Origin of the sequence: Variovorax paradoxus, assembly GCF_000834655.1 — a bacterium.
In the GTDB taxonomy this organism is placed as follows: domain Bacteria; phylum Pseudomonadota; class Gammaproteobacteria; order Burkholderiales; family Burkholderiaceae_C; genus Variovorax; species Variovorax paradoxus_F.
Genome location: NZ_JXQQ01000045.1, coordinates 1 through 15,799 on the forward strand (window position 1 = coordinate 1; position 15,799 = coordinate 15,799).

At 68.8% G+C, this 15,799-nt stretch carries 15 protein-coding genes; 6 read left to right on the forward strand and 9 right to left on the reverse strand.

Features of this window, described 5'->3' with window-relative positions:
• A partial coding sequence (gene rdgC, locus RT97_RS19035; RefSeq protein WP_042580380.1) for a recombination-associated protein RdgC occupies positions 1–195 on the reverse strand: 195 nt, incomplete at its 3' end.
• A gap of 135 nt (positions 196–330) precedes the next feature.
• On the opposite strand from rdgC, the gene RT97_RS19040 reads away from it, so the two are divergent.
• Genes RT97_RS19040 through RT97_RS19050 form a run of 3 tightly spaced genes read left to right on the forward strand, consistent with a single transcriptional unit; the run spans position 331 to position 1,922 of the window.
• Positions 331–1,284 carry a branched-chain amino acid transaminase gene (locus RT97_RS19040; protein ID WP_042580381.1) on the forward strand — a complete coding sequence of 318 codons (954 nt, stop codon included), beginning with the start codon at positions 331–333 and terminating at the stop codon, positions 1,282–1,284.
• A 5-nt stretch (positions 1,285–1,289) separates the two neighbouring features.
• A complete protein-coding gene (locus tag RT97_RS19045; RefSeq protein WP_042580382.1) occupies positions 1,290–1,499 on the forward strand; it encodes a zinc-finger domain-containing protein in 210 nt (69 codons plus the stop codon).
• A 6-nt stretch (positions 1,500–1,505) separates the two neighbouring features.
• Entirely contained in the window at positions 1,506–1,922 is a 417-nt protein-coding gene (locus tag RT97_RS19050; RefSeq protein ID WP_042580383.1) for an ABZJ_00895 family protein, read from the forward strand.
• A 12-nt stretch (positions 1,923–1,934) separates the two neighbouring features.
• Here RT97_RS19050 and RT97_RS19055 read toward each other — a convergent pair whose 3' ends face one another.
• The 8 genes from RT97_RS19055 to RT97_RS19090 form a co-directional block, all read right to left on the reverse strand.
• Complete coding sequence (locus RT97_RS19055) at positions 1,935–2,984, reverse strand: hypothetical protein (RefSeq protein WP_042580384.1); 1,050 nt, start codon at positions 2,982–2,984, stop codon at positions 1,935–1,937.
• 3 nt (positions 2,985–2,987) lie between these two features.
• Entirely contained in the window at positions 2,988–4,238 is a 1,251-nt protein-coding gene (locus RT97_RS19060; protein ID WP_042580385.1) for an O-antigen ligase family protein, read from the reverse strand.
• 143 nt (positions 4,239–4,381) lie between these two features.
• The gene (locus RT97_RS19065) at positions 4,382–5,581 is read right to left on the reverse strand and encodes an ATP-binding protein (RefSeq protein ID WP_042580386.1); all 1,200 of its coding nucleotides are present in this window, start codon (positions 5,579–5,581) and stop codon (positions 4,382–4,384) included.
• Positions 5,582–5,596: 15 nt separating this feature from the next.
• Positions 5,597–6,319 (reverse strand): response regulator transcription factor, encoded by a 723-nt coding sequence (locus RT97_RS19070; protein WP_042580387.1) that lies wholly within the window; start codon positions 6,317–6,319, stop codon positions 5,597–5,599.
• Between the two features lie 53 nt (positions 6,320–6,372).
• On the reverse strand, positions 6,373–8,031 hold the full coding sequence (locus RT97_RS19075) for an NAD(P)/FAD-dependent oxidoreductase (RefSeq protein ID WP_042580388.1): 1,659 nt from the start codon (positions 8,029–8,031) through the stop codon (positions 6,373–6,375).
• A gap of 28 nt (positions 8,032–8,059) precedes the next feature.
• On the reverse strand, positions 8,060–8,908 hold the full coding sequence (locus RT97_RS19080; RefSeq protein WP_042580389.1) for a beta-ketoacyl synthase chain length factor: 849 nt from the start codon (positions 8,906–8,908) through the stop codon (positions 8,060–8,062).
• The gene (locus RT97_RS19085) at positions 8,905–10,113 is read right to left on the reverse strand and encodes a beta-ketoacyl-[acyl-carrier-protein] synthase family protein (RefSeq protein WP_172672229.1); all 1,209 of its coding nucleotides are present in this window, start codon (positions 10,111–10,113) and stop codon (positions 8,905–8,907) included. The genes RT97_RS19080 and RT97_RS19085 overlap by 4 nt, the downstream gene beginning before the upstream one ends.
• 146 nt (positions 10,114–10,259) lie before the next feature.
• Positions 10,260–11,909, reverse strand: coding sequence for an AmpG family muropeptide MFS transporter (locus RT97_RS19090; RefSeq protein WP_042580390.1), 1,650 nt, complete (start codon positions 11,907–11,909; stop codon positions 10,260–10,262).
• Positions 11,910–11,968: 59 nt separating this feature from the next.
• Here RT97_RS19090 and RT97_RS19095 point away from each other — a divergent pair, with 59 nt between their 5' ends.
• The 3 genes from RT97_RS19095 to RT97_RS19105 all read left to right on the forward strand — a co-directional run bounded on the left by RT97_RS19095 (position 11,969) and on the right by RT97_RS19105 (position 15,798).
• Positions 11,969–12,832, forward strand: coding sequence for a M48 family metallopeptidase (locus RT97_RS19095; protein WP_042580391.1), 864 nt, complete (start codon positions 11,969–11,971; stop codon positions 12,830–12,832).
• Between the two features lie 221 nt (positions 12,833–13,053).
• Positions 13,054–14,772 (forward strand): allophanate hydrolase, encoded by a 1,719-nt coding sequence (gene atzF, locus RT97_RS19100; protein ID WP_042580392.1) that lies wholly within the window; start codon positions 13,054–13,056, stop codon positions 14,770–14,772.
• A gap of 21 nt (positions 14,773–14,793) precedes the next feature.
• The gene (locus RT97_RS19105; protein ID WP_042580393.1) at positions 14,794–15,798 is read left to right on the forward strand and encodes an ABC transporter substrate-binding protein; all 1,005 of its coding nucleotides are present in this window, start codon (positions 14,794–14,796) and stop codon (positions 15,796–15,798) included.
• Position 15,799 lies beyond the last annotated feature (1 nt).

A 15,799-nucleotide genomic window follows, 5' to 3' on the forward strand; every position in this document is an offset into this window, starting at 1 on the left:
GAGCCATTGGCCGTCGATGGACTCGACCAGCGGGCCGCCGGCTTCGCCGCGGGGCTCGGCCCAGCCGGCGGACTTTTCCTGCGAGGGGCCGCAGGGCTCGAAGCGGTGCTTGCCCAGCCCCTCTTCCGCCTCGGCCAGCGTTTGGGACCAGGCAGGTTCGATGCGATAGACGATGACGTTCTTGAATACGGACACGGAAACCCTTTTTCCACTGGTTTGCACAACCGGCCATTGTCGGGCACCCCGTTCCGGGCACGGTCGTAAAATCGAAAGCTTTTGCGACTTCTCCCCCCGTCGCACCCCCCACACCGCTCCCAAAGGAATCAGGAAATGAGCTCGATCCCCCCCTCGCTGGACGACCGTGACGGCAAGATCTGGATGGACGGCGAACTCGTGGACTGGCGCGACGCCAAGATCCACGTGCTGAGCCACACGCTGCACTACGGCTGCGGCGCCTTCGAGGGCGTGCGCGCCTACAAGACGGCGGACGGCAGCACCGCGATCTTCCGGCTGGCCGAGCACACCGAGCGCCTGTTCAACAGCGCCAAGATCCTGCGCATGAAGATCCCCTTCTCGCAAGAGCAGCTGAACGAAGCCCAGAAGCAGGTCGTGCGCGAGAACAAGCTGGAGAGCTGCTACCTGCGCCCCCTCATCTGGATCGGCTCCGAAAAGCTCGGCGTGAGCCCCAAGGGCAACAAGATCCACGCCATGGTCGCGGCCTGGTCCTGGGGCGCCTACCTCGGCGAGGAAGGCATGCGCCGCGGCATCCGCGTGAAGACTTCCAGCTACACCCGCCACCACGTCAACATCACCATGACGCAGGCCAAGTCGGTGAGCAACTACACGAACTCGATCCTGGCCAACATGGAAGCGCTGGACGACGGCTACGACGAAGCGCTGCTGCTCGATGCGAGCGGATTCGTCTCCGAAGGCGCGGGCGAGAACATCTTCGTGGTCAAGGGCGGCGTGGTCTACACGCCTGACCTGTCGGCCGGTGCCCTGAACGGCATCACGCGCAACACGATCCTGCACATCTGCAAGGACCTTGGCATCGAGCTCGTGCAGAAGCGCATCACGCGCGACGAGGTCTACATCTCCGACGAAGCCTTCTTCACCGGCACCGCCGCTGAAGTGACCCCCATCCGCGAACTCGACCGCATCGAGATCGGCAACCGTGGCGACGGTGGCTCGCGCGGCCCGATCACCGAGAAGATCCAGTCGGCCTTCTTCGACATCGTGAACGGCAAGAATCCCAAGTACGCCCACTGGCTCACGAAAGTCTGAATCCCATGTCTACCAATGCAGTCGTCGAACTCCTGGCCAAGGAGCTCAACCATCAGGGCGGCGTGTTCTGCCCCAGCCCCAAGGCGGACATGCAGCTCTGGGACAACCATCCCAAGGTCTACTTGGACGTGGCGCGCACCGGCGAAGCCAAGTGCCCGTACTGCGGCACGGTGTACCGGTTGAAGGCCGGCGAGACGGTTTCATCGCGCCACTGAACTGACGTGACGCTTCGCGGCCTGCTGTGGCGCTTTGCTGCGGCCTACATGGTGCTGCTGGTCGTCGTTGCCTTGGCGCTGAACCTTGCGGGCGCCAGTTCGAGCACGAGCGGCAACGTGGCCGCCTTGCTCGGTGCCGTGATGTGGGTGTGCATGGACTTCGGCAAGAAGAACGGCCGCTACTTCACGAGCGAAGAAAAAAAGCGCGCCATCGCGGGCATGCTGGTCATCGACATGGCCATGCAGGCCGTGTTGACCGTCTCGGTCGGCCTGTCCTCTGGCGCGCCGGCCCTGTCGCTGGGGCCGATGTCGATGGTGCTGCTGTTCATCGGCGTCCTGCACGCCCTGGTGATCTGGGCTTTCGTCGGCATCGCCGGCAAGCAGTACGCCGCGGCCGAGGCCAAACGCAACAGGAACGGCTGAGGCCGAGGCCGATCAGGGCGCCAGTACCAGCGGCAATTTCTTCTGCCCGCTGATCCATTCGCCGCGCAGGCCCGCGCCATCGGGCGCGAGCCGCAGGCGCGTGTCGCTGGATTCCTCCAGCAGCAGCACGCCGTCCCGGTACTTGCCAAAAACAGAAAGCGGCTTGCGGTAGCGGTCGTAGAAATACGTGGCGGCGGCGGAGCCGTCGTTGCGCAGCGGCTCCAGTCGCAACGTGACCGGCAGCTTGCCGTCGATGGACCCGTGCAGCACCTGGTCGAACGGCGATGCCGGCGCGGGTGCCGCGCCTTCGCCCAGCAGCAGTGCGCGCCCATAGGGCGTGAGCGACGGCCCGAGCTGCGCGGGAGTGAAGCGGGTGCTGAAGCCGTCGAGGTCGTCCAGCGCGCGCATTGCGTGGTTGCTGCAGCGACCCTGCGAGAACATCACGCCCTTCGCATCGATCTCCATGCGGCCCATGGCCTCGATCTTCTGGTAGGCCGGGTCCTGGCGTGAGGTCAGGCATTCGGTGTAGAGCGCGATCTTGTCCTCGCGCTCCTCGTCCTTGCTGCGCGCCTTGCTCCCGAGCGCCGCAATCTCCTTGCGCAGCCTGGCGGCGTTGTTCGCATGGACCTTGCGCGCGATGTCGGCAAGCCCCTCGGCCGTGAAAAGGTCGCCCGGCGAGAGATGGCGCCCGGTTGCCGCGTCGAACGCGTGTCCGGCGGTGAAGCTCTCGCAGTACGCGCCGCAGCCTTCCCCTTCGACACGCAGCGACAGCACCCGGCCGTCGTTGCGCAGCACCACGTAGCCGAGGTTCGGCATGCGCTGCCAGTTCTGAGCTTCGATGCCGCGCAACCCGTCCCCTGCGCGCGCCGGCGCCATGGCCTCGAAGGTGTCGATGAAGAGAAACTGGTTGATCCGATCGGTGGCCTTGGCGTCGTCGGTGCGCACCCAGGGGAAGCGCTGCGCTTCCGGGCCCGTGCCGTGAACGAGACCCTGCACGACGGCAGGTGCCGCGTGCACGCCGAAAGCGCAGGCCAGGAGGAAGGTGGCGAGGATGCGTCGCATGGGTTATGCCGTCGGGTTCGTGTTCGGGTTCGGCCGCCGCGAGGGCCACAGGTCGCGCCAGGGCGCGGGGTCGTGCGTTTCCTGGGCCAGACGCAGGTACACCATCGCGATCCAGAGCAGCGCCAGGCCGATCTGCGCATCGCGCATGGCCGAGTTCACGCTCGATGCGATCAGCGCGATCAGCGTTGCGGCCAGGGCATAGCGGCCCGCGATGTCGGGGCGCTTCCACGCCTGCCAGACGGCCGCCACCATGATCGCCAGGAGGCTCAGCAGCGCGGGCAGGCCGCCCTGCGCGCCCACCCAGAGGAAGTCGTTGTGCGGCATGTTCGACTCCGCGAACATGGCCGGGCCGCGCTTGTGCCACTGCTCGGTCCACCCGCCGATGCCCCAGCCGGTGAGCGGCCGGTCGGCGATCATGCGGCCGGTGTCGCGGTACATGTAGTAGCGGATGACCCAGCTGCCCTTGAAGACGGCGCCGGCCTGCGCCTCTTCGAGCTCCTGCACGCCGGTCTCGACCTTGTGCTGCAGCTGCGGCAACTGGTAGAGCCCGGCGCCCAGCACCACGGCGCCCAGCACCAGCGCGCTCACCAGCATCTTCAGGTGATTGCGCCACTGGTGGATGCACACCACCGGCACCACCAGCAGCAGCGCGAGCACCGAGGTGCGCGAGGTCAGCGGCAACGCGACGACCAGGCCCAGCCCGAGCATCAGCACGAAGGCCGGAATGGCGCGCAGCGGCTTGTGCGCGGCAATCTGCGCCAGGCCCCACACCGCGGCCGTGGCGGCGACCACGCTGAACAGCAGCGCGTTGCTGATCGACTTGTTGCCCACCTCCATGACCACCGCGCGCAACGGAGACCAGATCGGAAAGCCGATGGCGTAGTAAAGGACGATCAGCAGGATGTTCAGCGCCGCGATCAGCAAGAAGCCGCGCAACGCCCAGATCGCCTCTTCGCGCGTGAGCGCCATCGCCATCAGGATCGTGAGGCCGATGCGCAGGCCGTGGAACAGGTTGGAGCCGGTCTCGGGGTAGTGCCGCCCGAAGGCCAGCACGAGGAGCGTCCAGGCCAGGTAGGCGACCATCGGCCACCACAGCGGGTTGGCGCGCAGGCGCGCGAAGCGTTCGCCATAGCCGCCGGCCAGCAGCATGGTGGCGAGCAGCAGCAGCGCGGAAAGGTAGGTGACGCCGACCGGCATGAACACCACCAGCCCCCAGAACATGGCCGCGGGCCGAACGATGTGCGATCTCTGCATAGGGGCGGGATTTTAGGTTGACGGGCTTGGTACTCCCCCAGGCTTCGCGCACTTGGTGTCGCTTCTCCTTCCCCCTCGCCGGGGGCGATGCCTGCGGCCCGGCGAAGCCGGTTCCGCGGCATCCCGCGAATCGGATCGGGGGGTCAGTGCGCGGGAGCTGCGACCGGCAGGCGGATCACGAAGCTCGCACCGCCTTCCGGCGCGTCTTCGCAGCGCACCGTGCCGCCGTGGCGCTCGGCGATCGACTTCACCAGCGCGAGCCCGAGGCCCACGCCGCCGTTGCGCTCGCTGGCGCCAGGCAGGCGGTAGAAGGGCTCGAAGATGCGCTCGCGCAATGCCGGCGGCACGCCGGGGCCGCGGTCGTTCACGCGCACCGTGGCAAAGCCGTTGGCGCTGCCCAGCTCCACGCTGATCTCGCCGGCGCCGTAGCGGCGGGCGTTCTCCAGCAGGTTGCGGATCGCGCGGCGCAGGAGGCGCGAGACGCCGGGCACGGTGAGCGCCGCGTTGTCGGTGCCCTCGGCCAGGTCGAGTTCGGCGTTCACCTGCGAGCATTCCTCGGCGGCCAGGCCCGTCAGGTCGACGGCCTCGACGGTGCCCATGTCGGCCTCGCTCGCATCGAGCCGGCTGGCCAGCAGGATCTCGTCGATCAGCTGGTCGAGTTCGCCGATGTTGCGCGAGATTTCTTCGCGCGCCTTGGGGCTCGGGTGCTCGCCCATCAGCTCCAGCCCCATGCGGATGCGGGTGAGCGGCGAGCGCAGTTCGTGCGATGCGTTGGCCAGCAGCGACTTGTGCGAGCGCACCAGCTGCTCGATGCGTTCGGCCGACGCGTTGAATCGTTTGGAGAGATCAGCCACTTCGTCCTGCCCTTCTTCGGTCACGCGCACCGAGAGATCGCCTTCGCCCCATCGCTGTACGCCGCGCTGCAGCGACTCGAGCCGCTGCGTGATGCGCCGCACGATCGGGTAGACGCCCAGCGCCACCGCCACGCCCACCAGCGCGATCATCCAGCCCAGGCCGAAGGGCGTGCGCCACGGCGCGAAGCCGCCGCTGCCGGTGGGGCGCTCGCGCGGCGCCACGCGCAGCGTGATGGCCTTGCCGTCGCTGAGCGTCACGTCGAATTCCAGTCCCTGGCCCGGTACGCGCAGCGCGGTGCCCGAGCCGATCGTGCGGTCCTGCGCATCGAGCACGACCACGTTGCGCGGCACCGGCGCCAGGCGCTCGCGCTCGGCCTCGGCGGCCTCGCGCACGATCCAGTTGGCCATCAGCGTCAGGATGACCACGCCGCCCACCACCGCGAGCCAGATGCGCACGTAGAGGTGGCGCGAGTACAGCTTGTGCAGCATCCCTCGGCGCACTCGTCAATCCTGCTGCTTGGCGAACACGTAGCCCACGCCGCGCACGGTGAGGATGCGCTTGGGGTTCTTGGCGTCGACCTCGATGGCCGCCCGGATGCGGCCCATGTGCACGTCGATCGAGCGGTCGAAGGCTTCGAGCTCGCGGCCGCGCACGGCTTCCATGATCTGGTCGCGCGTGAGCACGCGGCCCGCGCGCTCGGCCATCGCGACCAGGAGGTCGAACTGGTAGGAGGTGAGGTCGGCCAGCGCGCCGGCCACCGACACGGTGCGCGCATTGCGGTCGATCTCCAGCGTGCCGAAGCGCATCACCGTGGAGGCTTCGCTCTCGGTGGCGTTCTCGCTGCGCCGGCGCAGCACGGCGCGGATGCGCGCGAGTAGCTCGCGCGGTTCGAACGGCTTTGGAAGGTAGTCGTCGGCCCCGATTTCCAGGCCGATGATGCGGTCCATCGGGTCGCCCTTGGCCGTGAGCATCAGCACCGACACCTTGGAGATCGGGCCGGGCAGGGAGCGGATGCGGCGGCAGACTTCCAGCCCGTCGGTGTCGGGCAGCATCAGGTCGAGGATGACGAGGTCGGGGGCGTGCTGCTGCAGTTGCTCCAGGCCGCTGGCGCCGTCACCGGCGTGGTTGAAGGCGAAACCCGACTGCGTCAGGTACTCGCCCACCATCTGCGCCAGGCGGGCGTCGTCTTCGATCATCAGGAGTTGGGGGGTGCTCATGCGCTTCATGGTCGTCCACAGGGAGCAAGCGGGCTTGAACGCTCCGTAAAGTTGGGTAAACCTCAGGCATGCGTGTCAACCTGAGGTGCTGCGAAAAGCATAGCGCCAGGGCCAGCGACTGCGGCCGGTACCTCGGGTTTTTCTTCGAGAAGGGCCTGCAGGGCGCCGGCCTCCACGTTCGGGTCGGATGCGCGCGCCCGCGCGAGGATCTCCCCGGCCAGCTGCCGCAGCATGACCGTGGAATCCTGGATGCGTGTCTTGAAGGCGGCATCGTCCAGCGTGTCCTTCAGGCTGCGGTTGAGTTCGGCGAACCACGGCATCGCAGCCTGGTCGAGCATCACGGCCGGGTTGCTCTTGTCGCTCGATGCCGACCACTCGCGCATCAGCCGCTGCACCGCCAGGTTGAGCTGCTGGCAGTGCTGCAACTCGTCCTTCAGGGCGCCGAGCGCCGTCAGGTCGGTCAAGCGCCGCTGGAAGAAGATCTGCGCGAGCACGCCCCAGTAGTAGGCGTAGTCCCAGATCACCTTCACCGGCAGCACCTCGGGGTCGCCGAAGAGCGGGTACTGGTCCTGGTAGAGGGCGAGCGTGCTCACGTAGAACGAGTGGTAGAGCTGGTCGTAGACCTGCGCCCGCGCCTCCAGCGGACGGCCCGCGCGGTCCTGCGCGATGAGGTCGGTGATGTAGGTGTTGCCGATCGCGATGAAGTCGCTGCCGGGCGAATAGAAGGGGTCGAGAAAGAGCCCCGCCTCGCCGGTCATCGCCCAGCGGTCGCCCGAAAACACCTGCTTGCAGCCGTGCGAGAAATGCTTGAGGAACGCGAAGTCCTGCAGCAGGTGGCGCTTGCCGTCCAGCGCCTCGTACAGCCGCGGCTGGTAGGTGGCGAACCACGCCATCGACTTTTCGAAGGTGTCGATGGTGTCCAGCGGATGCAGCTTCGGGTCGGCCACGATGCCCACCGAGTGCGAGCCCGAGGCCAGCGGAATCAGCCAGGCCCAGTAGCCCGCGCCCACGAAATGGTTGGTCGAGAGCCAGCGCGCCTGCGGGTTGCAGCGCTCGCGCCATTCGGCGTTGTCGCTCCAGTCGTCCACCGCGATGCGCTCGCCGATGCGGAACCACACCGCGTTCACGTCGTGCGCGTTGGGCTCGGCCAGGCCGAGTTTGCGCTTGAGCATGCCGGCGCGGCCGCAGGCGTCGATGAGCCAGCGCGCCTGCGTGACGTGCTTTTCCTCGCCTCGGGTCCACTCGATGCGGTGGGGCGCCCCGGGATTTTCGGAGTTGCTGGCCAGGTCGATGCGCCGCACCAGCGCGCTGTCGATAAAGCGCACGCCGCAGCGGGCGGCCTCTTCGGCCAGGAAGTTCTCGAAGATGCCGCGGTCGATCTGGTAGCTGGGCACCGCGAGATAGCGGCTCGCGCCGATCTCGGTGACGTTGTCGATGTCGCTGCGGCCTTCGCTGAAGAAGAAGCGAAAGCCGAACTTGCGAAGCTGCGCCTCGTCCATGTGCGCCTTCAGGCCCAGCACCGTGTCGAAGTAGTGCGCCCCGATCTCTACCGACGACTCGCCCACCTTGTGGGCGGCGTGCGGCACCGGGTGCGTACGCCGCTCCAGCACCAGGACCTTGAGGTCGCCGAAGCGCTGGCGCAGTTGAATGGCCAGCGTGAGCCCGGCCAGACCGCCCCCCATGATCACCGCGTCAAAGGAATCCAGCGCAGTGTCGGTCATGGTGTGTCGGTCCTTCAGGTCAGCAAACTTAGGGGGGAGGCCGCAGTTGCAGTCGCAACGACAGGGTCGGCGAGAGCTGCAACTCGACCGGCGGGGCCGCGTCATCGTCCAGGTGGGCGAGCGCTTCGAACAGGCCGAGCGCCTGCGCCATCGGGTTGATGCCGGAAAGCGACTTTGCAGCCTCCGAGCACGGCAGCGTGTAGGTGGAGGCCGCATCCCCGCCATTGCGCGCGCGGTCGGACAGCGACCATTCGAGCGCGGCCACGGTGCGTTCGCTGCGTTCCGGCGCGATCACCATCGCCACGGCCAGCAGCCCGCGGCTGTCGGTCACCGAGGTCAGCGGGCCGACGGTGGGCGTGTCGTAACCCACCACGAGCACCGGGCTGTGGTCGGCGGCGCATTGCACGGCTGCCTCGAGCAGGCCGGTGGCAAAGCTGAACTCGAAGGCCGAGACCGAATTGCTGGCCGCCATGCAGCCCGTGCCGATGGTCCAGTAGCCCACCGCCGCGTTGTGCACCGAGTTGTGAAAGCGCGTGGGCGACAGCACCGTGGGGTCGGTCGCCAGCGTGCTGCACATGTAGTCGTTGATCGTGAGGTCGCCGTGCGCGGAAATGAACACGCAGGGCACGTCGGCCGCGTTGCGGCCGGAGGCGCTCATGGCGGCGGCGGCCACTTCGAGCGCCAGCGCCACGGTGTCGGGGGCGCGGCGGCGCTCGGCCGGGGCCAGCACCTGCGGCGCCGGGCGCTTGGCCGGCGGATCGGTCAGCGTGCCTTCGCCGCGGAAGGCCGCGCGCGCGGCGTCCCAGCCGGGGAGGGTGGGCGTCCAGAAGGCGGGGCCTTCGATGTAGAGGGTCGGGGGCGTTGCGGTGGCGCTCATGCCGCGTCCGCCTTGCCGAACACCAGGGAGCAGTTGTTGCCGCCGAAGCCGAAGGAGTTGGAGAGCGCGTAGCGCACCTCGCCGTGCGCGGGCGCGAGCCTGATCTGCGGACCGAAGCCGTCGTCGATCGCGCGCGTGTTGACGGTGCCGGGCTTCAGGCCGCGCTCGATCGCCAGCAGGCTGATCACAGCCTCGACGATGCCCGCGGCGCCCAGCGTGTGGCCCATGAAGCCCTTGGTGGAACTGGCATGGGTGGTGGGGGGGAAGCGCCTTGCCACCAGCGCACCTTCGACTTCGTCGTTCTTCTGGCTCGCGGTGCCGTGCATGTTGATGTAGTCGATGGCCTCGGGCGCGAGGCCGGCGCGGGCCAGCGCCTCGTCCAGGGCGCGCTCGGCGCCCAGGCCCTCGGGGTGCGGGGTGGACATGTGGTGCGCGTCGCTCGCCTCGCCGTAGCCCAGGAGGTGCAGCGGCGACGCCGAAGCGCCCGTCTGCACGCGCTCGACCAGCGCGAAGCCCGCCGCCTCGCCCAGGCTGATGCCGTTGCGGCCCGCGTCGAACGGGCGGCAGGGCTCGTCGGACACCAGCTCCAGCGAGTTGAAGCCGAACAGCACGCTGCCGCAGAGCGTGTCGGCCCCGCCCACCACGGCCGCGTCGGCCAGGCCCAGGCGGATCAGCCGTTCGGCCGAGGCGAACACCTTGGCGCTCGACGAGCAGGCGGTCGAGATCGTTTCGCTCGGGCCTTCCAGGCCCAGCACCTGCTGCACGAACATCGCCAGCGAATGGGGCGTGTGCACTTCGGCGCGGCGCTGGTCCTGCGGGAACATGCCGCCTTCGTCCAACTGGGTGTAGGCCAGCTCGGTCTCCCCGATGCTGGAGGTCGAGGTGCCCAGGATCAGCGCGACGCGCGAGGCGCCGTACTTTTCGCGCGCCGCGGCCACCGCCTCGACGAAGCCGTCGGCCTGAAGGCCCAGCCAGGCCAGCCGGTTGTTGCGGCAGTCCCATGAAGCCAGCGCCTCGGGCAGGCGGATGTCTTCGAGGCCGTCGACGCGGCCGATCCAGGTGGGCAGCGGCGCATCGCCGAAGTCGTTGGCGCGCAGGCCGCTGCGCGAGTTTTCGAGCGCCTCGGCGAGCGGCGCCTTGCCGACGCCGACGGCCGAGGTGGCCGTGTAGGCACTGATCTGTAGGGGGGAAATACGGGAAAGCACGATGGATCTTGGGGCTGACGGCAAGCGAAAGAACGTCAATGTGACGACTAGCGTAATTTTCACGCAATGAATGTCATGCAGCCTACCAGCAGAGGGCGCGCCCCAGCGTCGGCTGTTGCCCACAGGTGCAGCCTAAGGCGCGGGCCCTATTGACGGTCGGCGGCGCCTGTGTTCGTGGTCGCCTTCGCGGCGAACCGCGAGGCCAGCGCCACCAGCACCAGCACGGGCAGCCCCAGCAGGGCGGTGCTGGTGAAGAACTGGCTGTAGCCGTAGGCATCGACGAAGGCGCCCGAATAGCCGGCAATGAACTTCGGCAGCAGCAGCATCAGCGAACTGAACAGCGCGTACTGCGTGGCCGAGTAGCTGACGTTGGTCAGGCTCGACAGGTAGGCGATGAAGGCCGCCGAGGCGATGCCGCCGGCCAGGTTGTCGGCCGAGACCACCGCGATGAGCGCCGTAAGGTCGTGCCCGCGCGAGGCCAGCCAGGCGAACAGCAGGTTGCTCGCGGCACTGAGCACCGCGCCCAGCATCAGCACCCGCATCACGCCCAGGCGCATCGACAGCACGCCGCCCACGAAGGCGCCGGCCAGCGTCATGACCACGCCGTAGATCTTGCTGACCGTGGCCACCTCGTCCTTGGTGAAACCCATGTCCACGTAGAAAGGGTTGGCCATGATGCCCATCACCACGTCGCTGATGCGGTAGATGGCAATGAGCGAGAGGATCAACGCGGCCTGCCACTTGTAGCGGCGGATGAAGTCGGCAAAGGGGTCGTAGAAGGCCTTGTCGATCCAGGCCGCGAAGGGCACCAGGCGCGGGGGCGCGGGCACGCGCAGCCCCCTGCGGGCGGCCCACAGCATCAGCAGCACGTAGAGCACCAGCACCGGAAAGAACACCGTGCCCAGGAAGCGCAGCAGCCCGGTGTCCGCCGGCCGCAGCTGGAACAGGGCCACGAAGAGGAAGGTGCCGATGAACATCAGCACGCCGTACACCGGCAGGCCGGTGGCCGAGAACAGCGCCCGGCTGGCGGCGATTTCCGCGGCCGAATGCCGGCCTTCGTTCGGCGCGGGCTCGGCCGACAGCAGCACCGTGAGCACGCCCACGCCCATCGAGGCGGCCATCACCAGGTAGGCGGTCTTCCAGGCGCCGTTCTGGTAGGCGGCCGCGCCGCTCGCCGCACTCGCGGCCCCCGCAGCGACGGCGGGCGCCACCTCGGCCCAGGCCGCGACCCACAGCACGCCGGCGCCGGCCCAGATCATCGCGAGGCGGTAGCCCGTCTGGTAGGCGGCGGCGAGCGCGGCCTGCTTGCGCGTCTCGGCCGATTCGATGCGGAAGGCGTCCAGCGCGATGTCCTGCGTGGCCGAGCCGAAGGCCGCCAGCAGCGCGCACCACACCAGCGTCGCGAGCCCGTCGCGCGGATCGTTCAGCGCCATGCCCACCAGCCCCGCGATCACCATGCACTGGGCCAGCAGCAGCCAGCCACGGCGCCGCCCGAGCAGCGTGGTCAGCGGCGGCAGCGGCAGCCGGTCGACCAGCGGCGCCCAGACCCACTTGAAGCCGTAGGCCAGGCCCACCCAGCTCAGGTAGCCGATGGTGGTGCGGTCCACGCCCGCTTCGCGCAGGCGAAAACTCAGGGTGCCCAGCACCAGCAGCAGCGGCAGCCCGGCCGAGAAGCCCAGCGCCAGCATGCGCAGCGTGGCAGGCTCGAGATAGACCTTCAGGACCTCGCGCCAGGGCGGTTTGGGAGCGATGGGGGTTTCGGGCGAGGGGGCGGACATGAGCCCCGGATTGTCCATGAGCCGCCGGGGTCATCGGCCTGTCCCTTTGTCTTCATTTGTTCCTATGATCCGCCCCCATGTGCACACGCTGCGAAAGCTCCACCTCCGCCCTTTCCCCCGCCTCGCCCTGGCAGCCGCGTAGGGCCTTCCTGCTCGCCGCGGCCGGCGCGGCCACCGCAGCGCTCGGCGCCCCGGCCTTGGCGCAGGTCAACGTGGGCAACGCATCGGTGGCGCGCAACCTCGTGCCGGCGGACAAGATCGAGGCGGCCGGCGTCCAGCAATACGGCCAGTTGCTCGCGCAGGCCCGTGCCAAGAATGCGCTCGCCGGCGACAACAACGCGCAACTGCAGCGGCTGCGTGCCATCGCGCAGCGGCTCATTCCGTTCGCCACGCCCTGGAACACGCGGGCGCGCGAATGGAAGTGGGAGGTCAACCTGATCGGCAGCAAGCAGATCAACGCCTTCTGCATGCCCGGCGGCAAGATCGCCTTCTTCACCGGCATCCTGGAGCAGCTCAAGCTGAGCGACGACGAGGTCGCGATGGTGATGGGCCATGAAATGGCCCACGCGCTGCGCGAACACGCCCGCGCCCGCATGGCCAAGAGCGCCGGCACCGGAGCGGCGCTGTCCATCGGCGCGCAACTGCTGGGGCTCGGGCAGGTCGGCGATCTTGCGGCGCGCGCCGGCACGCAGCTCATCACGCTCAAGTTCAGCCGCAGCGACGAGACAGAGGCCGACCTCGTGGGGCTCGAGCTCGCGGCGCGCGCGGGCTTCGATCCGAAGGCCTCGGTGTCGCTGTGGAACAAGATGGCGACCGCCTCGAAGAACCAGGGCGGATTGAGCTTCCTGTCGACGCACCCGAGCGGGACGGACCGGATCGCCAAGCTCGAGGCGAACATCCCGAAGGTCGAGAGCCTTTACCGCAACGCCAAGCGCAGCTGAGGTCGGCTCCCTGCGCGACTCCCGCTCGCCTGGGAGCGGGTGAGGGCAGTGGCATTCATATAAGAGAGTGGCCGCGTTTTATCGGCGGCACCTCTCCCTCACCCCAACCCTCTCCCCGAGGGGAGAGGGAGCAAATCCCTCCACTCCCGGTCTGCGCTGCAGCCCTCGTCCCGGCTGGCACATTGCTTGCATCTCGACTTGTACACAAGTTTGGATGCCTGATGATGGTGCATGAAACCGACCCGCTGACCGCCGCTGCCTGGATCGCGAAATTCGCGGCGCCCATCGCCGGTGCCGAAACCGCCGACACCCCGGGCGTGGCCCTGCCGCTCGCCGGTCTGCGTTTCGCGGTCAAGGACAACATCGACGTGGCCGGCGTGCCCACCACCGCCGCCTGCCCCGCCTTCGACCGCAAGCCGACAGCGCACGCAGCCGTGGTGCAGCGGCTGCTCGAAGCCGGTGCATCCCTTGCCGGCAAGACCAACCTCGACCAGTTCGCCTGCGGCCTGAACGGCACGCGCTCGCCGTATGGCGAAGTGCCCAACGCCTTCGATGCGCGCTACGTCTCCGGCGGCTCCAGCTCCGGCTCCGCCTATGTGGTGGCTGCGGGTGAAGTCGACTTTGCCCTCGGCACCGACACCGCCGGATCGGGCCGCGTGCCCGCCGGCCTGAACAACATCGTCGGCCTGAAGCCTTCGCGCGGCCTGCTCAGCACCTTCGGCGTCGTGCCCGCGGCGCAGAGCGCGGACTGCGTATCCATCTTCGCGCGCACTGTGGCGCTCGCTGTCGAAGTGATGCTCGCCGCCGCCGGCCACGACCCGCGCGACCCGTACTCGCGCGACATCGCGATGCGCCGCCGCCCGCTGCCCGCGCGCTTCTGCTTCGGCGTGCCCGACACCCTGAGCTTCTTCGGCGATACCGCGGCCGAAGAAGCCTTCCGCGATGCGCAGGCGAAGCTCGTCGCGCTGGGCGGCACGGCCGTCACCATTTCCTATGCGCCGCTCGCCGAGGCCGCCGCGCTGCTCTACGAAAGCGCACTCGTCGCCGAACGCTACGCCGCGGTGCGCGGGTTCTTCGATGCACACGCCGACGAGGTGATCGAGCCGGTGCGCAGCATCCTGGCGAGCGGAAAAGGCTATGTGGCCGCCGACGTGTTCGAGGCGCAGACGCGCCTGCGCGCCATCGCGCAGCAGGTCGAGCCGATGTGGCGCGACATCGACGTGCTGCTGGTGCCCACCGCGCCCACGCACTACACGCGGGAAGCGATGCGCGCCGACCCGGTCGCGCTCAACCGCAACCTCGGCGCGTACACCAACTTCGTCAACCTGCTCGACTACGCGGCGCTCTCGGTACCGAGCAGCCTGCGCGCGGACGGCCTGCCATGCGGCATCACGCTGATCGGCCCGAGCGGCAGCGACCTCGCCCTGGCCGAACTGGGCCAGCGATACCACCACGCGAGCGGCCTCGCGCAGGGCGCGACCGGCCGGCCGCTGCCCGCGCCCCGCCCCGTGCCCGGCCTCGCGGCACCGGCGCCGCAGACGCTCGCCATCGCCGTGGTCGGCGCCCATCTCACGGGCATGCCGCTCAACGGCCAGCTCACCGAGCGCGGCGCCACGCTGCTGCGCACCACGACCACATCGCCCGCCTACCGGCTCTTCGCGCTTCCCGGCACCACGCCGCCCAAGCCCGGCCTGCAGCGCAGCGCGGAAGGCGGCGGCGCCATCGCGCTGGAGGTGTGGGCGATGCCCATCGCGCAGGTGGGCAGCTTCCTCGCGTTGATCCCGCCGCCGCTGGGCCTGGGCAGCGTCGAGCTGGCCGACGGCAGCTGGGTGAACGGCTTCATCTGCGAAGGGCACGCGCTGGCCGGGGCGCAGGACGTGACCCATCACGGCGGCTGGCGTGCCTACGTCGCGAGCCGCGCCACCGCTATTTCCAACTGACCGACTGATCCAGGAGTCCCGATGAGCACACTCGAAAAATCTTCCGCTTCGCGCCGGCAGCTGTTGCAGGCCGGGATCGGTGCAGCGGGCCTGGCCGTGCTGGGCGCGCCGGCCATCGTTCGCGCGCAGGCCGCGCCCAAGCTGCGCATCGGCTTCTGGCCCGTGGCCGCGGGCCTGCCCTTCTTCGCGGCGGTGGACCGCGGCTACTTCAAGGAAGCGGGGCTCGACGTGGAGCCGCTCAAGTTCGCCGGCGCGCAGCAGGTCATGGAGGCGATGCTCGCGGGCCGCTGCGACGGCAGCGCCAACGGCACCGGCTCGGCCAACCTCGCCATCGGCGAGATCGCGCAGCCCGGCCTCTTCAAGATCTTCTGCACCAACCCGAGCAACGCGAAGTTCGTGCTCGACGAGTTCATCGTCGCCAAGGACAGCCCCGTCAAGACCATGGCGGAGCTGGCCGGCAAGAAGATCGCCTCGGGCCCCGGCATCCAGAACGTCACGCTGTGCAAGACCATGCTGGAGCGCGCGGGCGCCAAGGGCGCGGTGGTGAGCGAGCTGCCCATCGGCCAGCACGTGGCCGCGCTCGTCGCGGGGCAGGTCGATGCCTGCTACACGCTGGAGCCCACCGGCACCGTCGGCCGCATGAACGGCACCACGCGGGTGATCGAGGCCGGCGTGGTGGCCAAGTACATCCTCGGCGACCCGATGGCGCCATGGCACGGCGGTGCGGCCAGCCTCACGACCGAATCCATCAAGAAGAACCCCGAGGTCGCGAAGAAGTACATCGCGGCGTATGCGCGCGGCGTGGAGCTGGTGCGCACCAAGCCCGACGATGCGCGCCAGCACATGAAGGGCTACACCGCCATCGAAGGCAAGCTCACGGCCGAGGTGCCCCTCGCCTCGTACATGCTCTACAACGAGTTCAAGCCGAGCGACGTCGCGTACTTCCAGAAGTTCTACGACCTGTTCACCGAGAAAGGCATCTTCGAGAAGAAGGTGCTGGTGGACGCGCTCCTCTACAAGGCATGAC